The organism is Haliea atlantica, from assembly GCF_054779855.1.
This window is the reverse complement of the sequence record NZ_BAAGXL010000027.1, coordinates 43,568-66,544: the sequence shown is the minus strand read 5'-3', so window position 1 is coordinate 66,544 and position 22,977 is coordinate 43,568. Positions and strand designations below refer to the sequence as shown.

Annotated in this window: 23 protein-coding genes; 12 read left to right on the top strand and 11 right to left on the bottom strand. The window is 63.8% G+C overall.

Translation table 11 applies throughout. The features are described from left to right. The first annotated feature begins 93 nt into the window (after positions 1-93). The 3 genes from ACYVGS_RS16950 to ACYVGS_RS16940 are packed head-to-tail and all read left to right on the top strand — an operon-like array spanning position 94 to position 3,527. Entirely contained in the window at positions 94-2,028 is a 1,935-nt protein-coding gene (locus ACYVGS_RS16950) for a flavin-containing monooxygenase (protein WP_460589876.1), read from the top strand. A gap of 3 nt (positions 2,029-2,031) precedes the next feature. Beyond that, on the top strand, positions 2,032-2,946 hold the full coding sequence (locus tag ACYVGS_RS16945) for an NAD(P)-dependent oxidoreductase (protein WP_460589875.1): 915 nt from the start codon (positions 2,032-2,034) through the stop codon (positions 2,944-2,946). Continuing rightward, entirely contained in the window at positions 2,943-3,527 is a 585-nt protein-coding gene (locus ACYVGS_RS16940) for an amino acid synthesis family protein (protein WP_460589874.1), read from the top strand. Before ACYVGS_RS16945 ends, ACYVGS_RS16940 begins: the two co-directional genes overlap by 4 nt. Positions 3,528-3,605: 78 nt before the next feature. Here ACYVGS_RS16940 and ACYVGS_RS16935 read toward each other — a convergent pair whose 3' ends face one another. Together ACYVGS_RS16935 and ACYVGS_RS16930 are read right to left on the bottom strand one after the other, a co-directional pair. Continuing rightward, positions 3,606-4,391, bottom strand: coding sequence for an SDR family NAD(P)-dependent oxidoreductase (locus ACYVGS_RS16935; RefSeq protein ID WP_460589873.1), 786 nt, complete (start codon positions 4,389-4,391; stop codon positions 3,606-3,608). Between the two features lie 98 nt (positions 4,392-4,489). After that, entirely contained in the window at positions 4,490-5,431 is a 942-nt protein-coding gene (locus ACYVGS_RS16930) for a zinc-dependent alcohol dehydrogenase (protein ID WP_460589872.1), read from the bottom strand. 255 nt (positions 5,432-5,686) lie between these two features. Between ACYVGS_RS16930 and ACYVGS_RS16925 the strand changes: the two genes are divergently transcribed. Continuing rightward, entirely contained in the window at positions 5,687-6,607 is a 921-nt protein-coding gene (locus ACYVGS_RS16925) for a TetR/AcrR family transcriptional regulator (protein WP_460589871.1), read from the top strand. Here the strand turns inward: ACYVGS_RS16925 and ACYVGS_RS16920 are convergent. Beyond that, the gene (locus ACYVGS_RS16920) at positions 6,597-7,220 is read right to left on the bottom strand and encodes a TetR/AcrR family transcriptional regulator (protein WP_460589870.1); all 624 of its coding nucleotides are present in this window, start codon (positions 7,218-7,220) and stop codon (positions 6,597-6,599) included. The genes ACYVGS_RS16925 and ACYVGS_RS16920 overlap by 11 nt on opposite strands. Before the next feature lie 141 nt (positions 7,221-7,361). Between ACYVGS_RS16920 and ACYVGS_RS16915 the strand changes: the two genes are divergently transcribed. The 4 genes from ACYVGS_RS16915 (at position 7,362) to ACYVGS_RS16900 (ending at position 11,813) form a co-directional block, all read left to right on the top strand. After that, the gene (locus ACYVGS_RS16915; protein WP_460589869.1) at positions 7,362-9,317 is read left to right on the top strand and encodes a flavin-containing monooxygenase; all 1,956 of its coding nucleotides are present in this window, start codon (positions 7,362-7,364) and stop codon (positions 9,315-9,317) included. A gap of 47 nt (positions 9,318-9,364) precedes the next feature. Continuing rightward, positions 9,365-9,787: a VOC family protein gene (locus ACYVGS_RS16910; protein WP_460589868.1), complete on the top strand. Its 423-nt coding sequence runs from the start codon at positions 9,365-9,367 to the stop codon at positions 9,785-9,787. A 19-nt stretch (positions 9,788-9,806) separates the two neighbouring features. Next, positions 9,807-10,865, top strand: coding sequence for a hypothetical protein (locus ACYVGS_RS16905; RefSeq protein WP_460589867.1), 1,059 nt, complete (start codon positions 9,807-9,809; stop codon positions 10,863-10,865). A 93-nt stretch (positions 10,866-10,958) separates the two neighbouring features. After that, entirely contained in the window at positions 10,959-11,813 is an 855-nt protein-coding gene (locus tag ACYVGS_RS16900; RefSeq protein WP_460589866.1) for an SDR family oxidoreductase, read from the top strand. 87 nt (positions 11,814-11,900) lie between these two features. On the opposite strand, the gene ACYVGS_RS16895 is transcribed toward ACYVGS_RS16900, so the two are convergent. The 5 genes from ACYVGS_RS16895 to ACYVGS_RS16875 are packed head-to-tail and all read right to left on the bottom strand — an operon-like array spanning position 11,901 to position 15,957. Further along, the gene (locus ACYVGS_RS16895; RefSeq protein ID WP_460589865.1) at positions 11,901-12,932 is read right to left on the bottom strand and encodes a zinc-dependent alcohol dehydrogenase; all 1,032 of its coding nucleotides are present in this window, start codon (positions 12,930-12,932) and stop codon (positions 11,901-11,903) included. A gap of 24 nt (positions 12,933-12,956) precedes the next feature. Further along, positions 12,957-13,811: a Rossmann-fold NAD(P)-binding domain-containing protein gene (locus tag ACYVGS_RS16890; protein ID WP_460589864.1), complete on the bottom strand. Its 855-nt coding sequence runs from the start codon at positions 13,809-13,811 to the stop codon at positions 12,957-12,959. A 41-nt stretch (positions 13,812-13,852) separates the two neighbouring features. Continuing rightward, entirely contained in the window at positions 13,853-14,482 is a 630-nt protein-coding gene (locus ACYVGS_RS16885; RefSeq protein WP_460589863.1) for a Dabb family protein, read from the bottom strand. Beyond that, positions 14,479-14,823, bottom strand: coding sequence for a hypothetical protein (locus ACYVGS_RS16880; RefSeq protein WP_460589862.1), 345 nt, complete (start codon positions 14,821-14,823; stop codon positions 14,479-14,481). Before ACYVGS_RS16880 ends, ACYVGS_RS16885 begins: the two co-directional genes overlap by 4 nt. Before the next feature lie 57 nt (positions 14,824-14,880). Continuing rightward, entirely contained in the window at positions 14,881-15,957 is a 1,077-nt protein-coding gene (locus ACYVGS_RS16875) for a hypothetical protein (protein ID WP_460589861.1), read from the bottom strand. A 174-nt stretch (positions 15,958-16,131) separates the two neighbouring features. Here ACYVGS_RS16875 and ACYVGS_RS16870 point away from each other — a divergent pair, with 174 nt between their 5' ends. Continuing rightward, positions 16,132-16,545, top strand: coding sequence for a VOC family protein (locus ACYVGS_RS16870; protein WP_460589860.1), 414 nt, complete (start codon positions 16,132-16,134; stop codon positions 16,543-16,545). Here ACYVGS_RS16870 and ACYVGS_RS16865 read toward each other — a convergent pair. Continuing rightward, positions 16,542-17,210 carry an EthD domain-containing protein gene (locus ACYVGS_RS16865; RefSeq protein WP_460589859.1) on the bottom strand — a complete coding sequence of 223 codons (669 nt, stop codon included), beginning with the start codon at positions 17,208-17,210 and terminating at the stop codon, positions 16,542-16,544. The genes ACYVGS_RS16870 and ACYVGS_RS16865 overlap by 4 nt on opposite strands. A 157-nt stretch (positions 17,211-17,367) precedes the next feature. On the opposite strand from ACYVGS_RS16865, the gene ACYVGS_RS16860 reads away from it, so the two are divergent. The 3 genes from ACYVGS_RS16860 (at position 17,368) to ACYVGS_RS16850 (ending at position 20,081) form a co-directional block, all read left to right on the top strand. Continuing rightward, positions 17,368-18,312, top strand: coding sequence for a Rossmann-fold NAD(P)-binding domain-containing protein (locus ACYVGS_RS16860; RefSeq protein WP_460589858.1), 945 nt, complete (start codon positions 17,368-17,370; stop codon positions 18,310-18,312). 88 nt (positions 18,313-18,400) lie between these two features. Then, the gene (locus tag ACYVGS_RS16855) at positions 18,401-18,982 is read left to right on the top strand and encodes an SRPBCC family protein (protein ID WP_460589857.1); all 582 of its coding nucleotides are present in this window, start codon (positions 18,401-18,403) and stop codon (positions 18,980-18,982) included. Positions 18,983-19,109: 127 nt separating this feature from the next. Beyond that, a complete protein-coding gene (locus tag ACYVGS_RS16850) occupies positions 19,110-20,081 on the top strand; it encodes an NAD(P)H-dependent flavin oxidoreductase (RefSeq protein ID WP_460589856.1) in 972 nt (323 codons plus the stop codon). A gap of 47 nt (positions 20,082-20,128) precedes the next feature. Here the strand turns inward: ACYVGS_RS16850 and ACYVGS_RS16845 are convergent, their stop codons facing one another. Further along, a complete protein-coding gene (locus ACYVGS_RS16845) occupies positions 20,129-21,688 on the bottom strand; it encodes a fatty acyl-CoA synthetase (protein WP_460589855.1) in 1,560 nt (519 codons plus the stop codon). 47 nt (positions 21,689-21,735) lie between these two features. Continuing rightward, a complete protein-coding gene (locus tag ACYVGS_RS16840; RefSeq protein WP_460589854.1) occupies positions 21,736-22,818 on the bottom strand; it encodes a hypothetical protein in 1,083 nt (360 codons plus the stop codon). Positions 22,819-22,977: the final 159 nt, after the last annotated feature.

The window sequence follows — 22,977 nt, the reverse complement described above, 5'->3', positions numbered from 1 at the left end:
ACTTGCGCCACAGATAACTTATCTATAAGATAAATGTGTAGAGCAGCTAATTCCGGCCGCTGCGGCGCGGCCCGCTTGATAAGAGGCACAGCCATGAACGCACAGATTCTCGACCATACCCCGACACTGCCCATTCGTGATCACGACGCCCTGCGCGAGGCGCTTGAGCAAGGGGATGTTCCCACCCTGCTGATGGTGCTGACCCACTTCCAGGGCGACGTGGCTTTCATGGAGCGTTTCCGCCCCTATATTGGCTCGATCTTCGAGGAACAGGCGGCCATCCCCGAGGAACTCCTGGCAGAACTGCGGGAGCGACTGTTCCAGGTGCTGACCCAGGACCCGCCGCCCGCCGACGCGTCGCCGGACGAGTCCCTGTGGCGCAAAATGCTGAGCACCGATGTCGGTGAGCCGGTGGAAGACGAGTTCATTCCCATGCTCAAGGAGCAGATGGGCTTCGAGGCACCCGAGCGGCGCAGTCAGCGCCCCGGGCGCCATGCACCGGACCCGGATTTCAAGGTGCTGGTGATCGGCGCCGGCCTCACCGGCCTGCTGGCTGCGATCAAGCTCAGCGAAGCCGGCTACAACTTCGAGGTGATCGAGAAGAATCCCGAAGTGGGTGGCACCTGGTGGGAAAATACCTACCCCGGCGTGGCGGTCGATACGCCCAGCCACTTTTACTCCTATTCCTTTGAGCTGAACCCTGACTGGTCCCACTACACGCCTACCGGGCCGGAGTTCCAGCGCTACCTGCTGCGCGTCGCGGACAAGTACCAGCTGCGCCAGTACGTGACCTTCGAGACCAAGGTGCTGGGCATGGTCTGGGACGACACCGCCCGGGAGTGGGAGGTAGAGCTGCAGGACGCGAAGGGCAAGCGAAAGGTGCGCGCCAATGCGGTGATCAATGCCCACGGCCCGGTGAATCGCTGGAAACTGCCGGATATCCCAGGCCTCGGTGATTTCAAGGGCCCGGTCATGCACACGGCGGGCTGGGACAGCTCGGTGGAGCTGAAAGGCAAGCGCGTGGCGATGATCGGTACCGCCGCCAGTGCCGTGCAGCTGGGCGCGGCCATCGCCCCGGACGTGGCGCACCTGACGGTGTTCCAGCGCTCCCGGCACTGGGTGATGCCCAACCACTTCGTGGAAGTGCCTCCGGCGGTGCGCTGGGCCCAGGCCAACATTCCGCATTACGCCGAGTGGTTCCGCTTCCGCGCCTACTGGTTCGCCGCCGATGGCCTGTACGAGAACATCAAGCTGGATCCGGACTGGCAGAGCGAGGACGGCATGTCTGTCTCTGCCTACAACGAGGGTGTGCGCCAGTTTGCCCTGCAAAACTACCGGGAGAAGCTCAAGGACCGTCCGGATCTACTGGAGAAACTGGTCCCCGACTATCCGATCTTCGGCAAGCGCATCTGCATGGACATCAACTGGCTGGATACGCTGTGCCGGGACAATGTCACGCTGGAGGACAATACCCTGGACCACATTGTCGAGGACGGCATCGTGCTCAAGGACGGCAGCAAGGTGGAAGTGGACGTGATCCTCTGCGCCACCGGCTTCAGTATCTCCGACATGACCGGCGGCCTGAAGATCATCGGCCGGGGTGGCCGCAACCTCAAGGAGGAGTGGGGCGAGGAGGATCCGCGGGCCTACCTGGGTGTCACCGTGGCCGGCTATCCGAACTTCTTCCTGACGGTGGGGCCCAACAGCGCGCCCAACCATGCCGGTGGCCAGAACATCACGTCCGAGACGCAGATCCATTACATCCTGGAATGCCTGGAGTGGATCAATCAGGAGGGCATGGCGGCTCTGGAGCCCACGGAAGAGGCGCAGGAAGCATTCAACGCGCGCGTGGACGAGACCATCAAGGGCCTGATCTGGTCCCACCCCAAGGCGAAAAGCTACTACAAGAACAGCAAGGGGCGGGTGTTCCTGTCCAGCCCCTACCGCCTGGTGGATTACTGGCACATGACTCGCCGGCCAGCGCCGGAGGATTATCGCTTGATCGCACCGGCCCGTGCGGTCGCCTGAGGCATGCCGGGAATAGACCTTGGCCCGGTCGGCTTTGTCGGCCTGGGCAAGATGGGGGCGCCGATGCTGCGCCATCTGTTGGCTCGAGGTCTGTCGGTCACCGCCTTCGACAGCGATCGCGAGCGGCTGGCGTCCCTGGCGTCAGAGTGGCCGCAAAACTTGCGTGCCGCCGCGTCCCTCGCGGAGCTGGCGGACTGCGACACGGTGATTACCATGCTGCCGAACAGCCGCGTCACCAATCAGGTGCTGGCCGACGGGGAAGACGCGCTGATTCATGTTCTGCACCCCGATGCGCTGGTGATCGATATGGGGTCTTCGGATCCGGTGGAAACCACGCGCCTGGCTGCGCTGTTTGAGGCCGCGGGGCTGCGACTGCTGGATGCACCGGTGTCCGGCTCGGTGGCAAAGGCAGAGAGCGGGCAGCTCTCGATCATGGTTGGCGGCGATAGCGATCTGCTTGAGCGGGCGCGGCCACTGCTCGAGGTGATGGGTAGCGTCATCCTGCCCACCGGCCGAGTGGGTTCGGCCCATGCCATGAAGGCATTGAACAATTATGTCTACGCGGCGGGGCTGCTGGCCAGTTGCGAAGCCCTGCTCGCGGTGCGGGCGATGGGTCTGGACGCGGAGACTTTTGTCGACATCCTCAATGCCTCCAGTGGCCGCAATGTCGCGACGGAAACCAAGCTGCGTCAGTTCATTCTGTCCGACAGTTTTTCCGGGGGCTTTTCCCTGCCCTTGCAGGCCAAGGACCTGGCCACCGCAAAACGCCTGGGCGACGACGCCGGACTGGATATGCCTCAGCTCTCGCGGGTCGCGTCTCTCTGGTCCGACGCGGTGGCTGTGCTGCCGGCGGAGGCTGACAACACTGCCATTTACCGTTATCTGGAAGCTCTACAAACCAGTTCGGAGTCTGTGTGAATCCATTGATTGAAATTCGCAAGCGTGCCCTGAGTATCGAAACCGTCTACCACGAGGGTGGCCCCGTGGCCGAGGTGCCGCTGAAAATGGCCGCGGCCATGGCCGTGGTGCGCAACCCCTATGCCGGTTGCTATGAAGAAGACCTGATGCCCTTCATGGCGGCGCTGCGCAGCCTGGGACGCGAACTGGCCGAGGAGCTGGTGGAGGTCTTCGGCGGTCGGGAGCAGGTCGAGGTCTACAGCAAGGCCGCCATCGTCGGTATCAACGGCGAAATGGAGCACGGTGCGGTGTGGCACGAGGCCGGTGGCTGGGCCATGCGGGAGGTGCTGGGGCAGCCCAAGGCCATGGTGCCCGCGAACAAGGCGGTGGCCTGCGCCGGCTACCGCATGATGGTACCGGTGCATTACATTCACGCCGCCTATGTACGCAGCCATTTCAATTCGATGGACGTCGGCCTGCAGGATGCGCCGCGACCCAATGAGATCCTCTTTGCCCTGGTGATGGGCAGTGGCGGGCGGGTGCACTCGCGCCTGGGTGGCTTGCTTAAGGAGAATGTGCAGGGCGACGACGGCCTGCGCTGAGCGCACTGACCGTCTTTTTGGGGAGAGGGCCGTTGCGGGCCGCGTAGGTGTCGCGGCTCGCAAGGGCTTGTCCGGTCTTCAGCCCTTGTCCGGCGCCCCGGGCAGGGTGTCGTAATAGCGGCCGATCAGTAGTCCGCCATCCACCTTGACCTCTTCGCCGGTGACGTAGGAAGCATCATCGCTGGCCAGGAACAGTGACACACGGGCCACTTCCTCCGGCTCGCTGATGCGCTGCAGGGGAATGTCCCGGTAGGCCTTGTCGATCTGGTCCTTGGGTTGCTCGAAGGGGTTGGACATCACGGTGTTGACGCCGCCGGGATGTACGCTGTTGACCCGAATGCCGCGATGGCCAAACTCCATGGCCGCCACCTGGGTCAGGCCGCGCACGCCCCATTTGCTGGACGCGTAGGCGGACAGCGCGTTGCAGCCCTTCATGCCGTCCACCGAGGAAATGTTGACGATGGAACCGGCGACGCCCGTCTCCACCATGTGCCGGGCGATGGTTTTCACTCCCAGGAACGTGCCCACCAGGTTGATGCCGAGTACACGCTCGTAGTCTGCCTTGCTGGTGTCCAGGATGGACTTGAACATCAGCACGCCGGCATTGTTGACCAGCACCTGGACGCCACCAAAGCGGGCCACGGTGGCTTCCAGTACTGCCTGCCAGCTCTCTTCGCTGCTGACATCGTGGTGCTGGAAGAGGGCGGCCTCGCCCAGTTCGCTGGCGAGGGCCTGGCCTTCCTCGTCGAGGATGTCGGCAATCACCACGTTGGCCCCTTCGGCGACAAACAAGCGCGAGGTGGCGGCACCCATGCCGCGCGCACCACCGGTGATAATGGCGGTCTTGCCCTGTAATCTACCCATCGTTCTGTTCCTGTGCTGTGGTTTTATTGACTACCCCGGGGCCGGACGCACGCCAGGGCGCTCGCCCGGACCGACGGGGCGCACAGGGTAACGCAAATTCAGGGATTGAAGGCGACTTTGATCGCACCCTGCTTGCGGTCCGCGGCAATCGCGAAGGCCTCCGAGGCCGCCTCCAGGGGCAGGCGGTGCGTGATCAGGGTCGGGGCGATCTTGGGATTGCGGGCCAGGGTGGCGGCCGCGATCTCCACGTCGCGCACCAGTCCCTGCCGGGCCTGGGCCATGGAAGTGACGGTGCGCAGTTCCTTCATCATCATTTGCATGGCGGGCATGGTCAGGCCGCCCCAGTAGGAGGCCAGCATCAGGATGGTGGCGCCGGGTCGGCAGAGATTGGCCGCCTGTTCCATGGCACTGTCGGTCCCGGCGCAGTCAATCACCAGGTCGTAGCCTTCGGTTTCGCCGCCGAGGGTTGCCCCGAGGATCTCGCCGGCCCGCAGCTGGGCCTCGTGGCGAGCGAAGAGATGCACCTTGCTGGTTGCCTGGCGGGCGATGGCCACCGCGCACTGGCCGATGGTGCCGCCGCCGATCACGGCCACCTTGTGCTTGTCGCTGATGCCCGCCAGGGCAATCCCGCGCACGGCCACCGAGAGGGGCTCGACCAGGCAGGCGTCCTCGGCGCGGATACCCCCGGGCAGCGGCACCAGGCATTTTTCCGGAACGATCAGTTCTTCGGTCATGCCGCCATCGCGGCCCACGCCCATCACGGCCTCGCTGCCGCGCACGCACATGTTGTAGTCGCCGCGCACGCAGCGCTCACAGTGGCCACAGTAGACGGTTGGCTCGATGGCAACAGGGGTGCCGTCGGCGGCGATGCCGGCGATTTCGTGGCCCAGGGTGAAGGGAATGGGAAAGCCCTGTTGCCAGAAGTGCAGATCGCTGCCACAGATGCCGGCGGAGGCAACCCGCACGCGGATACCCTCACCGCTGGGTGGGGGGACGTCGTGGACATGGATTTCGTGGTCGTGGCAGCGGACGGCTTTCATGATGGCTTCCTCGTTGGTGCATTGCAGGCGTTCGCTGGACCGGTTGCCAGGCGCTTTCCTGCAGCGCAATTGCTTATACATAAAAAAATGCAAAGTACCGTCTTTCGTGGGGCGTGTGCAAGCTTCTGTGTGAGTTCGTTTGCAAGTTTGGGGCCACGTTCGCTTGCTGTAAACTAGCAGCCAACGCTATATTGAAATCCTATAGGTAACGGGTGCCAACATTGCGCCCGGCAGCGAATTCCAATTGGGGAAACCATGGCATCCAGGTCTACTGAAGTCGACGGCAGCGCTACCCGGGAAGACACCGGTCGCGCCCCGCGCACGGTCAAGCGAAAGGCCGAAGTCACGGCCGGGACGAAAGCAACGGGAAAGGCTTCGTCCACGGGCAAAACGGCCACCAGCAAGGCGGCCAAGGCGAAGAAAGCGCCCGTTAAAAAGGCCGCAGCCGGGAAAAAAGCTGCCGCCCGGAAAAAGCCTGCCGCCGCACGGAGCAAGGTTGCGCCAGCGAATGGCCGCGCGCGCTCGGCCGCGGGTCGGCCGCCGCGGCTCTCGCGCAAGATGGTGCTGGAAAAGGCCATGCAGCTGCTCGAAGAAGGGCCCGTGGAGGATTTCACCATGGCCCGCGTGGCGGCCTCCCTGGACACCGTGTCCATGGCGCTCTACAACTACTTCCCCAGCCGCAAAGCCCTGCTGGCGGCGGTGGCCGACCACATCTGCCTGCGCTTCAAGATGCCCCCGCGCAAGCGCAACCAGAGTTGGCAGGACACCCTCTGGCAGTGGTTGTGGACCTTCAAGAAGCTTTCCGACGAGTACCCCTTCGTGCTCAAGGTGATGGGGGTGGATGGCAAGAGTTCGCCGGGCTGGTTGCGGGTCACCCTGACGGTGTCGCGTACGCTCTACGAGATCGGTTTCCGCGAGCACAAGCTCGCGGTGCACTCCTGGATGTTCTGCAGCAATGCCATCGCGCTGGTGTTCAACGAGCGGGAGGGGAGTATTTTCCGCTCGCCCATTTCCCTCTCGGATATCGACGAACTGGAGCCGGACGAGCAGGATTTCCTGATCATGCTGCGTCGCTATCACTCCGATATCGCCAGTGAGGAGGTTCTGGAGCTGGGGTTCCAGGGCATCATCGCCAATGTGGAGCGCGAGCTGGCGACGATGGCAGCTAGCGCCTGAGCTGATGGCCGGCACCGGACAGGAACAAGTCTGTCACCGCCCGTGCATGTCGATTGACCGCCTCTTCTCCCGGTAGCGGGTCGTTGAAGATCACCGTGCGCTGCCATTTGGCCAGCGCCAGGGCCACGAAATGCGACGCCAGCTCTTCGGCGTCCCCAGGGACTTCCATGTAGTGGCCCAGAATCCGTGCCACCGGTTGTACCTGATGGGCGATAAACTGGTGCCTGGCCATGTCGCGCAGCTCTTGAAATTCCAGCCCCTCGCGGTATAGCAGCCTGGCCACCTTGATCGCCGAATCACTTCCCATCGCCAGCTGCAGGCTGGTGGCGTGGGCGAGCAGTCGCTCGCGCAGGGTGCCGGCTGTCTCTCTCAAATCCAGTTCGATCGCCTCCGAGCCCGACTCGAGGCAGGCCCCGAACAGCGCCAGCTTGTCGGCGTAGTGATTGTACAGGGTGCGGGTGGATACCTGCGCCCGCTGCGCAATCCGCCGCATGGATGCCCCGCGAAATCCAGACTGCACGAACTCCTCCTGGGCCGCCTCCAGAATCGCCTGACGCTTCAGGGCCGCCTGTGCGGCACTGGGGCGGCCGGCGCCGCCTGCTTTCCCTGGCATGAATAGTTGTTCCTGTCTGGTTGATCTAATTACATCATATGTTGTAAAAAAGCGCTTCCACAACATAACACGGCAACTGCCGCATACAGGGTGAGGGAAACTAAGATGCAATCCGCCACAACGCAAGTCACGGAAAACACGATGACGTCGCAGGAGCTTGAGTCCATTACCGAAGCCCTGGACCCGGTGGTCTGCCTGGCGGCGCTGATCCAGATCACCGGGGACCGTTCCCTCCTGCACCGCTATGGGCCCGCGCTGGAGGGCAGCCAGCACGTGGTCAAGGAAGCCTTTGTCGATTTTGGCGAGGACGAACGCGCCCCCTCGCCGGAGGCCGAGCGCGCAGCGGCGGAAGTACGCGACCGCCTGCGCCAGGCGGTCAAGGCCGGGCGCCCACCGATCATGCCGCACCTGGATCGGCAGCTGTTCCATGCCCTTGCCAACCTGGTGACGGGGGTGGAGATTCCGGCCATGTCGCTGGATCCGGCTTACCAGCATGCGGGCTTCACGACTGATACCCGGGTGCGCGAGCCCCGGCGCCTGCCGCCCGCGGATTTCAAGGTACTGGTGGTCGGTGCCGGCATGATGGGTATCAACGCCGCGGTCAAGCTGCAGCAGGCGGGCTTCGAGTTCACCATTCTTGAAAAGCTGGACGCCGTGGGGGGCAACTGGCTGGAGAACACCTATCCGGGGGCGGCGGTGGACACCCCCAGCCGGGTGTATTCCTTTTCCTTCGAGCCCAATGCCTCCTGGAGCAAGTACTACCCCAATGGCCCCGAGTTTCTGTCCTACCTCGAGCGCGTGATGGACAAGTACAGCCTGCGGGAGCGGATTGATTTCGGTACCCGCGTCGAGGGCGCCACCTGGGATGACGCGCGCAAGTTATGGGTGGTGAAGAGTGTCCGCGATGGCCAGCCGGTGACCTACGAGGCCAATGCCTTGATCATGGCCGTGGGCCCCAACAACGAGCCCAATTATCCCCGGGTCGAGGGGCTCGACACTTTCAAAGGGCCGGTAATCCACTCCGCGCAATGGGACCATTCGGTTGACCTCTCCGGCAAGAAGGTCGTCCTTGTGGGCACCGGTTGCTCCGGCGTGCAGGTGGCGACGGCGATAGCCGACAAGGTGGGCGAGCTGGTGATCGTACAGCGCCAGCCCGAGCATATCCTGCCCAATCCCGCGGCCCACGCACCGGTGGAGCGGGAAGAGATACGTGCCATGGAGGCAATCCCCTTCGTGGCCCAGTGGAAGCGCCTGCAGAGCCTGGCCAGCCAGATGGTCGACATGCACGGTATGGTGATGAAAGACGAGGACTACGCGGCCGAGACCGGCGGCTTCGGGCCGATCAATGACGGCATGCGGATGCTGTGCGAGGGCTACCTGAAGAGCCACTTCCCGGACGACCCGGCGATGGTGAAACTGCTGACCCCGGATTTCCCCGTGTTTGCCAAGCGACCGATCCTGGACTGCGGCTTTTACGATACCCTGAAAAAGCCCCAGGTCAGCATTCTGCGCGGTGCCCTCAAGGCCGCGGATGAAGACGCGGTCATCCTGGCGGACGGCTCCCGTATCGAATGTGACGCCGTGGTGCTCTGTACCGGCTACAAGCTGCACTTCGGGCGCCAGTTCGACATCGTCGGCAAGGCCGGCAAGACACTCCGGGAGACCTTCGAGCCGTATCCCTTTTCCTACGAAGGCATGCTGGTGCCGGGCTTCCCGAATTTCGTGCTGGGGGGCGGCCCCTACAGTTTCCTGGTGGCCAACCACGCCGTGGTCAGCGAACAGCAGATGCACTATGCGGTCGAGCTGTTGCAGTGGATGGTGGACGATGGCCTGTCGTCAGTGGATGTGACCGAGGAGGCGACCCGCGCCTTCGTGGAGGAGGTGGATACCGAGCTGCAGAACTCCGCCTGGGTCCAGTGCGGCGACGCCCACGGTTATTACCGCGATCAGGGCAGTAAGGTGATTCTCGCCATTCCGCGGCACAACTCCCGTATCTGGCACGACCTGCGCAAGCCCCGGGAAGCCGATTTCACCGTGACCCGGCGCGATGACCTGGCCCCTGCCGGTGAGCCGGAAATGAACATGCTGACCATCTAGCCAGCCTGAAACTAACAGGTTTAACAATGACGCATCAGGAGACAGACATGCAGGATCCCAGACCCAGCGGCAGCAACTTTGGCACCCTCTATTCATTCGCCAAGACCTTCGTCCACGACCTGGAGGCCATGGGCACGTTCTACGAAAAGGTTTTCGGCTTGATTCCCTACAACCGGCATCAGGATGCCATGCTGGGCCGCAAGATTGATGAAATCACCTATCAGAGCAGTTACCCGGGCGGGCCGGCCCTGACCCTGATCCAGTATCTGGACTCCCGTGGGCCCGCCACCCAGGAATCGGTGCAGGGCTTTGTCACCGAGGATCTCGAAGCCCTGTGCCAGCGTGCCCGGGATGCCGGCGGCACGGTGCCCGAACCGATCCGCGACATTCCCGAATTCGGCATCCGGGTGGCCTTTGTGCTCGACCCCGAGGGACACATAAACGAAGTCGTGCAGATGACGGCGCAGTAGCGCCGAGGAGGACAGCACCATGTTGCGTGAACTGGCGGAAAACTTTCGTCCCGTGGCGCCGCCGCGCCTGATCGAAGAGGCCTACAGCGAGGAACAGCACCGGCGCTTGCTGCAGGTGGTACGCGACAACGGGCCCTGGCCACTGATCCTGGCGGAAAACTTCAGCTCCCCGGAGGAGGTGATTGCCACCACTTCGGGCGAGGTGCCGGAAGGCGTAGAGCTGACCTGGGACATGATCGGGCTGAACCCGGTCTTTCGCGGCTACCTGGCCCGCGGCGGCGTGTGCTTCTATCCCGAGCTCGAGGACTGCTACTACAACTCGCGCTTTCTGGACCTGGTGCGCGAGTATGCAGATTGCCAGTATGCCGAGCCGGAAACCTACCTGTTCAATATCCAGGGGCCGTCACCCATCGGGGGGCCACCGCACCTGGACGGCACGGTATTCCGCGGCATGACTATGGAGAACACGCCGCTCTGGCTGCTGTTGACCATGGCCAAGTCCTGCCTGTTTCGCAAGTGGCAGGCGCGGAAGGGCCAGGTCATCGCCTGGTACTACCAGGGCAACATCGGAGGGGGTTTCAACTGCTGGCCCGATGGCCCCAGTGGCGAGCCGATGCAGATCAATGCGCCGATGTGGGGCCGGGCTGTGGTGGTGGAAAACGAGATGATGTTCCACCACGGTCAGGCCTGCGGGCCGGTGGCCAGCCGCCAGACCCGGGGTCTGGATATCAGCTCCACCTTCGGGGCCGATCCCGCTGACCCCACGGGCTGGCAGATCGAAACCTTCGGCGAGGTCAACCAGAAGGTGCCGGCGGAGGAAATGCGTTTCCTGGTGCACTGGGGCGCACGTCTGTTCAAGGACATGGACGAGGTGCGTGTCGCCTACGATCACACCGACGACATCAACGCCGAGATGGCCCTGAACCTGCTCATGGACGACATGCGCAAGCGGGGCATCCAGTTCGAGGAACCCAGCGACCCGATGCAGGACCGCAGGTTCATTGCTCTGCTGAGTCAGGTCTACGACATTGGTGGCCCTACCAACATTCCGGCTGACGCGACGGACGAGGCGGCATGAACAGCGGCCTGCGGCAGTCGCGGTATATGATTAGTGGTAAGATAAACGGCTCGCTAAATCCATTTGTTATTAGATAATCAGGAGTAAAACGGAATGACCCAGGGCATGGATGTATTCAAGGGCGGCGTCGCCGTCATCACCGGCGCCGGCTCCGGCATTGGCGAAGGCCTGGCGCGGCTGGCGGCGAAGCAGGGGATGCGGGTGGTCCTGGCCGATGTGGCGATGGAGCGTGCGGAAAGCGTTGCGGAGGAGATTCGCGCGGCTGGCGCCGAAGCCCTGGTGGTACACACGGACGTGTCCGAGCCCGAAGCCCTGGACCGTCTGGCCGCGGTCACCCATGAGACATTCGGCGATGTCACCCTGCTGGTGAACAACGCCGGTATCGAGACCCTGGGCTTTTGCTGGGAGCTGCCGGCGGCGGTCTGGGAAAAGACCCTCAACATCAATATCCACGGTGCCATCCACGGGGTGCGCGCCTTCGCCCCGCGCATGCTCGAGGCGGGCAAGCGCGCCTGGATTGCCAATACCGCCTCAATCGGTGGCCTGGGCATGATGCCGATCCAGACCTCCTACGTGCTGAGCAAGCACGCCATACTGTCTTTCAGCGAGTGTCTCTACCTGGAGATGCAGGTGAAGAAGGCGCCGATCCAGGTCTCGGCGATTCTACCGGGGCCGGTGGCCACGCGGATCTTCGAGGATTCGAAGACCGGTGAGGACCCGGTCAATGCCCACCACCGGGAGATCATGCGCAACATGCTGAAGGCCGATGGCATCAGCGGTTACGAGGCTGCCGAGCGCATCCTGCCGCAGCTGGCCGACGGCAAGTTCTGGGTCTCCACCCACCCGGAAATCACCGCGGAGTTTGCCGCCAACCGGGCGCAGCACCTGTCCAGCCAGGCGGATCCGATGTTGCCGCCGGAGGTGCTGGCGGGGCTTGGCGTGGGCTGATGGGTCAGATCAATTTGCCACGGGGCCTGCTTTCAACAGTAAAACAGGCCCCGCTGGCCCAGCGCGGGCAGCGAGAAAGGACGCTGTTCAGCCCAGCGCCGGGTCTATCAGCACCTTGCAGTGAGGTGATGCACTGCGCAGCGACTCGAAAGTCTCCGGTAGCTGATCCAGGCTGACCGTGGCGGTATGCAAGGGCTGTGGCCTGGCTTCACCCCTGGCAATCGCGCGGATGACCGCCTCGAAATCCGACTCGTCGTAGGCCTGGCTGTAGCGGATGGAGACTTCCTTCAGCAGTGCGGGTAGGGGCGAGAAACTGTCGTCCTGCAGCACCACGCCCGCCACCACGATGCGGCCGCGAATCCCCACCAGACGCACGGCTTCCCGCAGCATCCCCGGCACGCCCACACATTCAAAGACGACCTGCGGGTTGCCGCCCGTGAGCCGGGCGAAGGCCTCTGCCGGATCCTGCTCTGCCGGATCAATCACTGCCGTGGCACCGACCTCCCGTGCGCGTTCGCGCCGGGTGGGGAAGCGCTCGCTGACGACCACTTGCCGGGCCCCGGCCATGCGCGCGAACAGGGTCACCGCGGCGCCGATGGGGCCGGCCCCGAGCACCAGCACTGAAGCGCCCTTGATCGACTCCGCCAGGCGCACCGCGTGGTAGCCCACCGAAAGGGGTTCGATCATGGCGCCCTCCTCAAAGCCGACACCCTCGGGCAGTGTCTGCAGCATGTCGGCGGGTACCCGCACATACTCCGCGTAGGCACCCGGGTGGTCGAGGGAGGTGCCGGCAAAGACCACCGACGGGCACAGGGCGTGGTGGCTACCGGCGCAGGCTTCACAGTGGTGGCAGACGTGCAGGGGCAGCGCCGTCACCCGCTGGCCAGAGCGCCAGGGGCCGCCCACGTCGTCGCCGAGGGCGACAATGGTCCCGGCGAATTCGTGCCCCATGATCAGCCCGGGCGGCATCACATCCGGATATTCCGTCATGTGCAGATCGGAACCGCAAATGCCCGCTCGGGCCACCTGCAACACCACCTCGCCCGCGGCCGGGCGGGGGTCGGCAACCGTCTCTATCGACAGGGGCTGGCCGGCCTTGTGAAATACCGCAGCGCGCATGACACTCTCCTTGCCTGATGGCTGTCAGATATCCGGGTGAGCGTATTCCGGGATTTGTGGGGGTGGCAGTTGTTCCTTGCCGTCGAGACTGTAGACCGGGAGCTTCTCGCGATAGGGGAAATGCAGGCTATGGGTGATAAGCCCGGTGCGCTCTGCCGCCGGCAGGTGACTCATGGCGAGGACGGTCTCGGTGAGGTATTCCACCGGTTCAGTGGGGTAATCCTCTGGGGTAAAGCGGTCTGCTCCCGGGGTACTGATCGCGGTGCTCGGCCCGACAACGTTGACGGCAATATTGTCATGCTCCAGCTCGGCGGCCAGGCCCTGGCTGAAGCGGTTGAGCGCCAGTTTGATTGCCGCGTAGATAGTGGCACCACCCAGGCGCTCCCAGTCGCCCCAGGGCTGAATCGGTCGCTGGGCGGTGACTGAGCCGATGTTGACGATCCAGCCGGCGCCCTGCTCCCGCATGACAGGGATGGCCTTCTGGCAGAGGATGAAGGGCGCCCGTAGGTAGTGCTGCACCGTGAGATCGAAGGTCTCCAGGGGCATGTCCTCCACCCGCGCGTAATGGGCGATGCCGGCATTGTTGACCAGGATATCCAGGCGACCGGCAGCCTCGACCGTGCGCGGCACCAGGGTTTCCAGATCCTCAACCGATTCGATGTCAGCGCGCAGGGCAATCGCCTTGCCACCGTTCTGTTCGATCAGGGAGACGGTTTCCGCCAGCGTGCCGGGAAATTCCGCCGACTGGTCGACACTGCGGGCGGTAACCACAACGGTGGCGCCGGCGCTGGCCAGTCGCTGGGCAATGGCCCGGCCGATGCCACGGCTGGCGCCGGTGATCAGGGCAACCCGGCCCTGCAGGGTGTTGGCTGCAGACATGAAAGACTCCTCGCTATGTGATGAGTTGGCGGTGGCAAAGATCAGTCGCGGCCGACGATCGTCGATTCCAGTGGGCAGAAGGCATGACACAGTCCTGTATCCACCACCCAGGCGTCTGGAAACTCCGGGTCGAAGCGCCGGTCCACCCAGCCCCAGTGGTAGGGGTGCAGCAGGTATTCGCCCATCAGATCATTGATGGTGGTGTACTCCTGCTGCCAGACATGGGTCCAGTGCGTGCCCGGGGAGGTCACGCGGCCCAGGCGCCAATTGCGGATCCCGCGCATGTAGCGCGGCATGCCGAGGGTTTCCTTTTCGAATTTAGCGACCTCTTCCGCCGCGGCACCGTCGCGGATTTGCAGCATCAGTGTGCGCCAGATGCCTCCTTGGATGTCGGGCTCGCGCAGGCCCTGCTCAATGGTCTGGTACTGCACACCGTCGGTGCGTTCAAAGCCGGGGACGCCGCTGAAGTCGATGGGGCGATCGGCGCTGTCGGCCTCGCGCAGCAGGTCTACGGTCAGCTGCCCCGCACCCCAGCAGCCCTCGAGGTTGAGGCCCACATGCCAGGATTGCAGGCCCGTTGTGTCAGCGAGCTGGCTGCGGATGGCGGCGTCAGCCTGGGCGGTATCGGCGCCCGGCTTCAGGTGAATCTGTAGGGTCTCGCAGATGCTCATGCGTCCTCCAGTGGCTGTGGCAGTGGCTGGGTGGCATCACCCATGACGTGGCGGCGGCGCTCCCGGCAGAGCTGATCGACCTCCGCCCAGAAGCGCATCACACCCTCATCCGCGGTGCCGCGCATCGTGTAGTAACCGTAGGCGTCGGTGACTTCCCACAGCAGCCAGAGCGTGTTGTTCTGACTCTCCAGCTGTACCGGTGGTGATACCCAGCGCTGCTGCAGACTGAGTGTCTGACGGGCGGGCAGACCGGGGAGATAGTGCTCCTCCAGTAACTGCAGCACCTGCGCGATGGCATCGGGTGCGAGGACGATTTCGTCCAGAATGTGTATCGTGCTCAAGCCGTTCTCCTTGTGGTCAATGGGGTGTCACGCCTGGCGCTCGTCGTGCACACGGCGTCAGGCGGCCAGCTCCTGGCCCGGCCCCGGTGCTTCCGGCGGGTACTGGCGCGGCGCGCCGACATCGTATGCGCGGGTTAGCAGGCCGATGAAAGCCGTGTCCCGCAACGGGTCGCTGGGCGGGTCGAACTGGTGGCCCTGGCGGCGCAGGTCGGTGATCAGCATGTCGAAGACCTGCTCGTGGCTGAGATCATCGGTTTGCTCCATCACCATCACCAGTTCCTCTTTGTCCTGGTAGATCTCGGCGCTCCAGTGGATCAGGAAGCGGAATTCCTCGGCGGGTATGCGCTGTACCACCTGGTCGCCCGTGGTGATTTGCCAGCCGTCTGGGGTCTGCGGGTCCGCACCGAGGAGGGACTCAAAGGCCAGCCCGGCCGGCTTTCGCTCGGCCCGGGGCCCGCAGGCTTCACCGCGGTGGTACATCATTTCGTTTTGCACCACCACGCCGCGGTTCCGCATGGGGGCCGAGACCCGCTTGGGCGCCTCCAGGGGGCCCTGTGGCCAGTAGGTGAACCCGCCGCCGATTTGCCCCGGATAGAACCAGGTGATGACCTGGGCGCGCTTCATCAGCCAGTGGTCAAACAGCCCGGACTTGGTCATGGTGTTCATCAGCCAGATCGGGGTGTTCTTCTGGTTGATGCCGCGGAACTGGGTGGCATCCAGGTGTGCCGGGTCGTGGCTGTCACAGGGGCCGTTGATGTTGAACAGCATATTGTCGGGGCGCGCGTACTCGGCCTTCCAGTAGTCCCTGACCAGGTCCAGGAACTTGCTGTTGAAGAAGCAGTCCTCCAGCTCGGGGTAGAGACAGGTGCCGTGCTTGGCGAAGTAGCCGCGGAAATTGCTGGTCAGGAAATGATCAAAGCTGGGTTCGACACCCTCCGGCAGGGCGCCGGACAGGGTGGCTACCACCTCCTGGGCCGAGGCGAAGTGCTGGGCCAGGATCAGCTGCCAAGGGCCGCGGTCGCGCACCACACCCAGCATGCGCTGGTACTGGTTTTCACTGTAGACCCCATCGAGGATGCGGGGCTCGGCTACGGGGCGGATACGGCTGGCAATGGCCTGCTGCTCTGGGTTCATGCGGGTCACCGGTTTTTTATGCAGTAAATTTATGGGTAATATATTCCAATAATAACTTATCTGTCATTAAATGTGCATTGCGGTGATGGGGTTGTCCAGCGGACCGAGCCTTCCTGAATGCCGCGAACTGTTGATGACAGTTTCCGATAATATTTTTCTGTGTGGAGTGACACCATGGCTGACAACGCATTCGCGTCCCTGTTTACCAAACTCATCGTCGATGACGAAGAGAAAATGACTGATTACTACTGTGCCGTCTACGGCCTCAACGTGGTCGCGCGCGTGGGCGGTGATGCCGGTGGCATGGGCGAGCCCTTCCGCGAGGTCATCCTGGGTACCGGCGAGGCGATGGATGGGGGCCAGACCCTGGTCATGTTCAACTTCCTGGATCGGCCCAAGCCCCGCGACCAGCAGGTCATCCTGGGTTTCGTGACCGACGACCTGGACGCCCTCAAGGCACGCATTGTCGCCAACGGCGGCAAACCGCTCGGGGATATTTTTGAACAGACCGACCACGGTGTGCGCGTGTTGTTCGCCGAAGACCCCGAGGGCGCCCTGACCGAAAATGTGCAGATGCTGGCGCACTAATCGCGCAGCGCGGCATCCGGCGAATACAGGCTGGCCAGGGTCTCGGGAGAGCTCTCGCAGACCTCGGCCAGCAGGTCCGCGGACAAGCCCACACCCGGGGGTGGCTCCAGCCGGGTGATCGCTTCTGAGGCATCGTCCAGCCACAGGCTGAGCATGGCCGCCCAGGGGAAGCGCTGCTCGCCCTCGGGGTAGTGCGGCGTGGTGTAGTCGACACTGATCCGGCTCAGCCCGTGGTTTTCCGCCAGCGCCTGGGCCCAGCCGGCGATGACCGAGCGGAAGGCGGTATCGTCACCCTGGCGTTGTAGCAGCAGTATCTGTCGCCGCCGGCCCGCCGGCGTCACCTCGCGCGCCGGACCCACCAGTATCAGTTCTTCCGCCGCCGCCGGGCGGATCAGTCGCTGGTTCATAAAGGCGCGTTCGTCGGCATCCAGAATCTCTCTCACCCGCCCGCTGTGAACGCCGGCGACGTCGGTGCTGTCGTCAAAGAAGAACTCGGTAATGACGTCGAAATCGACCGGTTCATCGCTGGCCAGCAGGTGATTGCGCACGTACTTGGCGAAGGGGAAGTAGCGGCTGCCCAGGGGGGCGTGGCGATTCTCGTAGTACTCGCGGAAGGCTTCGCGGGTCGTACCGGGCTTGCGCGACAGCAGGCAGACGGATTTCATGAATGATCCTTGTCAGGGTCGCGCGACTGGCGGCGACTATCGTTATCTTGTTTATAAACTATATACTGTTTGGCAATTACTGCGCAGCGCTGTCGGTAAAAAGCGCTCCGGCGATGCTCGCAGCCCGATAATCAACCATAACAGGGGACAGGACAATATGCAGGAGATGCGATTTGACGGCCAGGTCGCCATTGTGACCGGCGCCGGCGGCGGCCTGGGGAAGGCCTATGCGTCGCTGCTGGCCGAGCGCGGGGCCCGGGTACTGGTCAATGATCTGGGTGGCGACTTCCAGGGTGGTGGCGGCGACGCCAGTTACGCCGAAGCAGCCGCGGAGGCGATCCGCGCCGCAGGCGGCACGGCCGAGGCCAACACCGACAGTGTGGCCAGCTCAGTGGGCGCCCGCGCCATTGTGGCCGATGCCATGGAGCGCTGGGGCCAGGTGGACATCCTGGTCAACAACGCCGGCATTGTCAGCGGCGCCGGGCTGCTCGAGGACATCACCGACGAGCAGTGGGCAAAAGACATGGCGGTTTCCGCCAGTGGCACCTTCTATCTTTGCCGCGAGGTCTGGGCGCACATGAAGCAGCGCGACTATGGTCGCATCGTCAACGTATGCTCCGGTTCCTGGTTCGGTATGGGCAGTGGGGTGCCCTATCCAGCGGCCAAGGGCGCGGTCTGGGCGATGACCCGGGCATTGGCGTCCGCCACGCGCGCCCAGGGCCAGAACATCGCGGTCAACGCCATCATGCCGATCGCCGGCAGCCGCATGACTGCCCTGATGGGCGAGCACATCGACGCCCTGATGCAGCGGGATTTCCCGCCTGCCGCGGTGGCGCCGGTGGTGGCCATGCTGGCCCACGCATCGGTGCGCTGCAACGGCGAGATGTTCAGTGTGGGCGGCGGCGGTTATGCGCGGGTATTCGCCGCGGTCTCCGAAGGGTATCGCGGCACACAGAAGGACTGGAGTATCGAGGATGCTGCCGCGCACTTTGATGAGGCCATGCAGACCGAGCGCTTCCGCGTGCCGGCGGACTCCATGGATGATGCCGAGATGTACCACTCGGACGTGCCCTGGAGTGCCTTCCGGGAGTTCATCCAATAACGCGGATATGTGGCCCGCGTGCTAGTACTACAGCCCTGCGGCCTCGCCCAAGGCCGCACCCTCTCGCTGAATTGAAGGAGCTTCTGGAATGATCCGAGCGTTGGCTGTCAGCGTCTTGCTGCTGTCGTCACTATGGTCCGGCCCGGGTCGGGCGGAACAGCCCGCGCACGAGGTGACGGCAAGTGTGCATGCCGATATTGCCAGCGCCGCTGCCTGGCAGCTCCTGCAGGACTTCTCCCTCGCCCACCACTATGTGCCGGATATCGTGCGCACCGAACTGGTATCGGTGCAGCCCAACGGAGTAGGCGCCCACCGGCGCGTGCATGCCGCGGGTGGCGGCTACACGGATGAGACCATCATCGAATGGGATCCGCCGCGGGGCTTTCTCATGCGCCTGCACAAGGGCGAGGAGCCGCTGATGCCCTTCGCACTTTCCCGGTTCCGCTACCAGCTGACCCCGGAAGGTGAGGGTACCCGGCTCACCCTGACCCTCGTCTATCGCATGCGCTGGGGGCTGCCGGGCGAGAAACTGGGCCAATGGTTCATTGCCGACAAGGTGGCGGAGACGGTCGCCCTGACCGCGGCGGGCATGAAGCATTTCTACAAAACCGGCAACGCCGCGACCGATGCCGACCGCCAGCGCTGGCTTGCCGAGGTGCGTATGCACTGAAGGGCTGTCGAAGTCGCGAGGCGCCGCCGGTTAGCGGCGGTGCTTGCTATTAACTTCTAGATAAAATAATGTTCACATTTTCCAGTTGGTATCCGGGCCCCAACAGCCCGGCAGGGGATGATCGTTGATGAAAACCGCAATCACCGAGCTGCTTGGCATTCGCTACCCCATTATCCAGGGCGGCATGATGTGGGTGGGGCGTGCCGAGCTGGCCTCGGCGGTTTCCAACGCGGGGGGGCTGGGTATTCTGACGGCCCTCACCCAACCGAGCCCCGAGGCCCTGGCAGAGGAGATTGCCCGCTGCCGTTCGCTGACTGACAAGCCTTTTGGGGTCAACCTGACGGTGCTGCCCACCGCAAACCCGCCGCCCTATGCGGACTATGTCGATGTGATTGCGAGCAGTGGCCTGAAGGTGGTTGAAACCGCGGGGAATGTGCCGGCGGAATTTTTCGAGACCTTCAAGCGCGCGGATATGCGGATTCTGCACAAGTGCACGGCGGTGCGGCATGCCCTGAGTGCCGAGAAGAAGGGCGTGGATGTGGTGAGTATCGACGGCTTTGAGTGTGCGGGGCACCCGGGTGAGGATGATATCCCCAGCCTGGTACTGATTCCTGCCGCAGTCAGTGCGTTGAAGATTCCCGTGATCGCCTCCGGTGGTATCGCCGACGGTCGCGGCATGGCGGCGGCGCTATCCCTGGGCGCCCAGGGTGTCAACATGGGTACCCGTTTTATGCTGACGCGGGAGGCGCCGGTGCACGACAACATCAAGCGGGCAGTGGTGCAGGGCACGGAGAAGGACACGCTGCTGATCTTCCGCACGCTGCGCAATACCGGGCGCGTGTTCCGCAACGCCATATCCGAGGAAGTCGTCAGTCTCGAGCGGCGCCCGGGTGGCTGCGAGTTCAAGGACATCCAGCACCTGGTAGCAGGCGCTCGCGGGCGGGCCGCACTCGAGTCCGGTGCGGTGGATGACGGCGTAGTCTGGGCCGGTCTGGGCATCGGCCTGATGCAGGATATCCCCAGCTGTGACGAGCTGCTTGAAAGAATGGTCGCCGAATGCCGGGAGCATTTGACCCGGGCGCTCGGCTGGGTGGCCTGAGGGGATAAGGGGGCCCCACAAGCCGCGTGCTGGCGGTTTGTGGGGGGCTAGCTTTGGTAAAGCGCGCTGTGTGCCAGGCGCAACTCCCGTTTCAGAATCTTGCCGGAAGGGTTGCGCGGCAGATCGCTCGCAAACACGACCCGTTTCGGCACTTTGAAGGCTGCCAGCCGTTCGTGACAGAAGGCGATGACCGCGGCCTCGTCGGGGCTGCTGTCGGGTTTCGGTACCACCACGGCAGTCACCGCCTCCACCCAGCGCTCGTGGGGCAGACCGATGACCGCAACCTCTGCCACCCAGTCCAGCTGGTAAATGGCTTCCTCAACTTCGCGTCCGGAGACATTCTCACCGCCGGTCTTGATGATGTCTTTCTTGCGGTCGACGATGGTCAGGTAGCCCTCCTCGTCGAGGGTCGCCAGGTCGCCACTGTGGAACCAGCCGCCGGCAAAGGCCTCGGCCGTTTTCTCCGGATTCCTGAAGTACTCGGTCAGCAGCTGCGGTGAGCGGTGAACCACTTCACCGATCTCGCCGGGTGCCACGTCTTCGCCGGCGTCATTGACCACACGGGTTTCCACATGCAGCACGGGCCTGCCCGCGGAGCCGGCCTTGCGCAACTGGTCCTCGGGTTTCAGGATGGTTGCCGTGGGGGCGATCTCCGTCTGACCGTAGAGGTTCCACAGGCGCAGTTCAGGCAGGCGCCGCTGGATTTCCCGCAGGATCTCCACCGGCATGATGGAAGCGCCGTAATAACCCTTGCGCAGGGCGGACAGGTCGGCAGTGTCGAAGCCCGGATGCCGCAAGAGCGAGATCCACACCGTCGGGGGCGCAAAGAAGGAGGTGACCCCTTCGCCCTCCAGCAGCTTCAGCAGATTGTCCGGGTGATTGTCGGCGGTGATGATATTGCTGGCGCCGACGTGAATCGATGGACCCAGGAAACAGTCCAGCTGGGCACAGTGGAAAAGGGGCAGGGCGTGCAGCAGCACATCGTCGCCGGCCACTTCGGCGTCAGCCAGGATACTGCCATACTGCCACAGCACGGCGGCGTGGCTGAGCACAGCGCCCTTCGGCGCGGACTCGGTGCCGCTGGTGTAGATGATCTGCGCCGGGGTAGTGTTGTCGATACTGGGTCGCTGGGTCAGGGCCGGCCCGGCGGCCAGGGCATCCAGCGCCTCGAAGCCGGCGGGTGGGGCGCTGCCGAGGGCCAAACTGTAGCACTTCTCCACCGCCGGGCACTCGCGCGCCGCGGCCAGCGCCTTGTCCGCCTCGGTGTCACCCACGAACAGCAGCTTTGCGCCGCTGTGGTTGATGATGTACGCGGCTTCTTCGGCATTGAGCATGAAATTCACCGGTACCAGCACCGCACCGCGGGCAGCGATGGCGTAGCGCAGGGCCGCGAAGGCATTTGAGTTGCGCGAGAGAATGGCCACCCTGTCACCGGGCTCGACGCCCTGGGCGGCGAGCCCGCCGGCGAGGTTCAGACAGAGGTCGTTGAACTCCCGGTAGGTCCAGTTCTCACCGTGCTGCCGGATGGCCAGCTTGTCGGGATGTCGCGCCGCGGTACGGCGCAAGGTGTCGTACAGGGACTGCTGGCGCAGATTATCAGCGTGCATGGGTTACCAGACCTTTCACGGTTGTTCTGTCGGTGGCCGGCCGCGACTCATGCGGCATCAATGTACAGCGGGGTTACCGGCGCCTCTTCCGGGTACTGCATCGGGCCACCGGTATCATAGGCGGCATTCAGCGCCTGGATGAACTCGCCGTCGTGTAGCGGGTCCGAGGGCGTCTTGATGTCGATGCCCTGGGCGCGGACATCGTCGATCATCATTTCGATGGCGCGCTCCTGGGTCAGGTCGTCGCTGCCGTCCATGTTCTTCTTCAGCTCCTCGAAGTCCTCGAACACCTCCGCGGACCAGTGCACCAGGAAGCGCAGTTCGCGGGTATGGTGGCGGGCGATGACGCGATCACCGGTCTTCAGCAGCCAGTGGTCGCGATCCGCGGGGTCGCCGCAGAACACGCTGTCAAAGGCCAGGCCGTCGGGGCGTTGCTGCGCCAGCGGGCCGTTGGCTTCGCCGCGGTGGAACATCATTTCGTTCTGCACCACCACGCCACGGTTGTAGATCGGCGGCTGCAGGCGCTGGGGTGGCTGCATGGGGCCCTCGGGCCAGAAGGTGAAGCCGCTGTCCGGGCAGTGGGAAAACCAGGTGATGACCTGGGCCATCTTGATCAGGTAGTCCTTGAACAGTCCGGACTTGCCCATCACGCTGCACAGCCAGGTGGGGGAGTTCTCGTAGCGAACCCCGCGGAAGCTGGGGCTGTCCAGGTGCCCGGGGTCGGTGTTGCCGCAGGGACCGTTGACATTGAACAGCATCATCTGGGGCTTGGCGTATTTTGCCCCCCAGTAGTCCTTGGCCATGTCCAGGAAACGTTCGTTGTAGAAGCAGTCGTGGATCTCCGGGTAGAGCGCCGCCGAATAGTTGGCGTAGAAGCCGCGGAAAGTGGGGGTCATGAACCAGTCCAGACTGATCTCCTGGCCTTCCGGGGAGCCGCCGGACATGGTGGCCAGCAACTCCTGGGGCGAGGCGAAGTGCTGTGCCAGAATCAGCTTCCAGGGGCCGTGGTCACGCACCACCCCCAGCAGCCGCTCGAGCTGGTCCTGACTGTAGACGTTGTCGATTTCCCGCGGCGGGGAGGCCGGGCGCAACACCCGGGCCAGAGCTTCCTTACGTTCCTGCGTCATCATGGCAAATAGCCTCTCGCGCGACTCTTGTATGTGTATGTGCCCGGGCGCCGGCGTGTCGCGTTTCCGCGGCGCGCCCGTAGGCTGTGGATCTGCAATTATATTATAGCTAAGTAAATAGAATCGAGTTGATCCAGATCAATGGCACAGTATTAGCTTATT

Coding starts and splice junctions, on each gene's coding strand:
- ACYVGS_RS16950 (WP_460589876.1), top strand. CDS start 94: ATGAACGCACAGATTCTCGACCATACCCCGACACTGCCCATTCGTGAT.
- ACYVGS_RS16850 (WP_460589856.1), top strand. CDS start 19,110: ATGAAAACCGCAATCACCGAGCTGCTTGGCATTCGCTACCCCATTATC.
- ACYVGS_RS16890 (WP_460589864.1), bottom strand. CDS start 13,811: ATGTCTGCAGCCAACACCCTGCAGGGCCGGGTTGCCCTGATCACCGGC.
- ACYVGS_RS16900 (WP_460589866.1), top strand. CDS start 10,959: ATGACCCAGGGCATGGATGTATTCAAGGGCGGCGTCGCCGTCATCACC.
- ACYVGS_RS16925 (WP_460589871.1), top strand. CDS start 5,687: ATGGCATCCAGGTCTACTGAAGTCGACGGCAGCGCTACCCGGGAAGAC.
- ACYVGS_RS16905 (WP_460589867.1), top strand. CDS start 9,807: ATGTTGCGTGAACTGGCGGAAAACTTTCGTCCCGTGGCGCCGCCGCGC.
- ACYVGS_RS16875 (WP_460589861.1), bottom strand. CDS start 15,957: ATGAACCCAGAGCAGCAGGCCATTGCCAGCCGTATCCGCCCCGTAGCC.
- ACYVGS_RS16895 (WP_460589865.1), bottom strand. CDS start 12,932: ATGCGCGCTGCGGTATTTCACAAGGCCGGCCAGCCCCTGTCGATAGAG.
- ACYVGS_RS16910 (WP_460589868.1), top strand. CDS start 9,365: ATGCAGGATCCCAGACCCAGCGGCAGCAACTTTGGCACCCTCTATTCA.
- ACYVGS_RS16840 (WP_460589854.1), bottom strand. CDS start 22,818: ATGATGACGCAGGAACGTAAGGAAGCTCTGGCCCGGGTGTTGCGCCCG.
- ACYVGS_RS16935 (WP_460589873.1), bottom strand. CDS start 4,391: ATGGGTAGATTACAGGGCAAGACCGCCATTATCACCGGTGGTGCGCGC.
- ACYVGS_RS16920 (WP_460589870.1), bottom strand. CDS start 7,220: ATGCCAGGGAAAGCAGGCGGCGCCGGCCGCCCCAGTGCCGCACAGGCG.
- ACYVGS_RS16870 (WP_460589860.1), top strand. CDS start 16,132: ATGGCTGACAACGCATTCGCGTCCCTGTTTACCAAACTCATCGTCGAT.
- ACYVGS_RS16860 (WP_460589858.1), top strand. CDS start 17,368: ATGCAGGAGATGCGATTTGACGGCCAGGTCGCCATTGTGACCGGCGCC.
- ACYVGS_RS16845 (WP_460589855.1), bottom strand. CDS start 21,688: ATGCACGCTGATAATCTGCGCCAGCAGTCCCTGTACGACACCTTGCGC.
- ACYVGS_RS16945 (WP_460589875.1), top strand. CDS start 2,032: ATGCCGGGAATAGACCTTGGCCCGGTCGGCTTTGTCGGCCTGGGCAAG.
- ACYVGS_RS16915 (WP_460589869.1), top strand. CDS start 7,362: ATGACGTCGCAGGAGCTTGAGTCCATTACCGAAGCCCTGGACCCGGTG.
- ACYVGS_RS16885 (WP_460589863.1), bottom strand. CDS start 14,482: ATGAGCATCTGCGAGACCCTACAGATTCACCTGAAGCCGGGCGCCGAT.
- ACYVGS_RS16855 (WP_460589857.1), top strand. CDS start 18,401: ATGATCCGAGCGTTGGCTGTCAGCGTCTTGCTGCTGTCGTCACTATGG.
- ACYVGS_RS16865 (WP_460589859.1), bottom strand. CDS start 17,210: ATGAAATCCGTCTGCCTGCTGTCGCGCAAGCCCGGTACGACCCGCGAA.
- ACYVGS_RS16930 (WP_460589872.1), bottom strand. CDS start 5,431: ATGAAAGCCGTCCGCTGCCACGACCACGAAATCCATGTCCACGACGTC.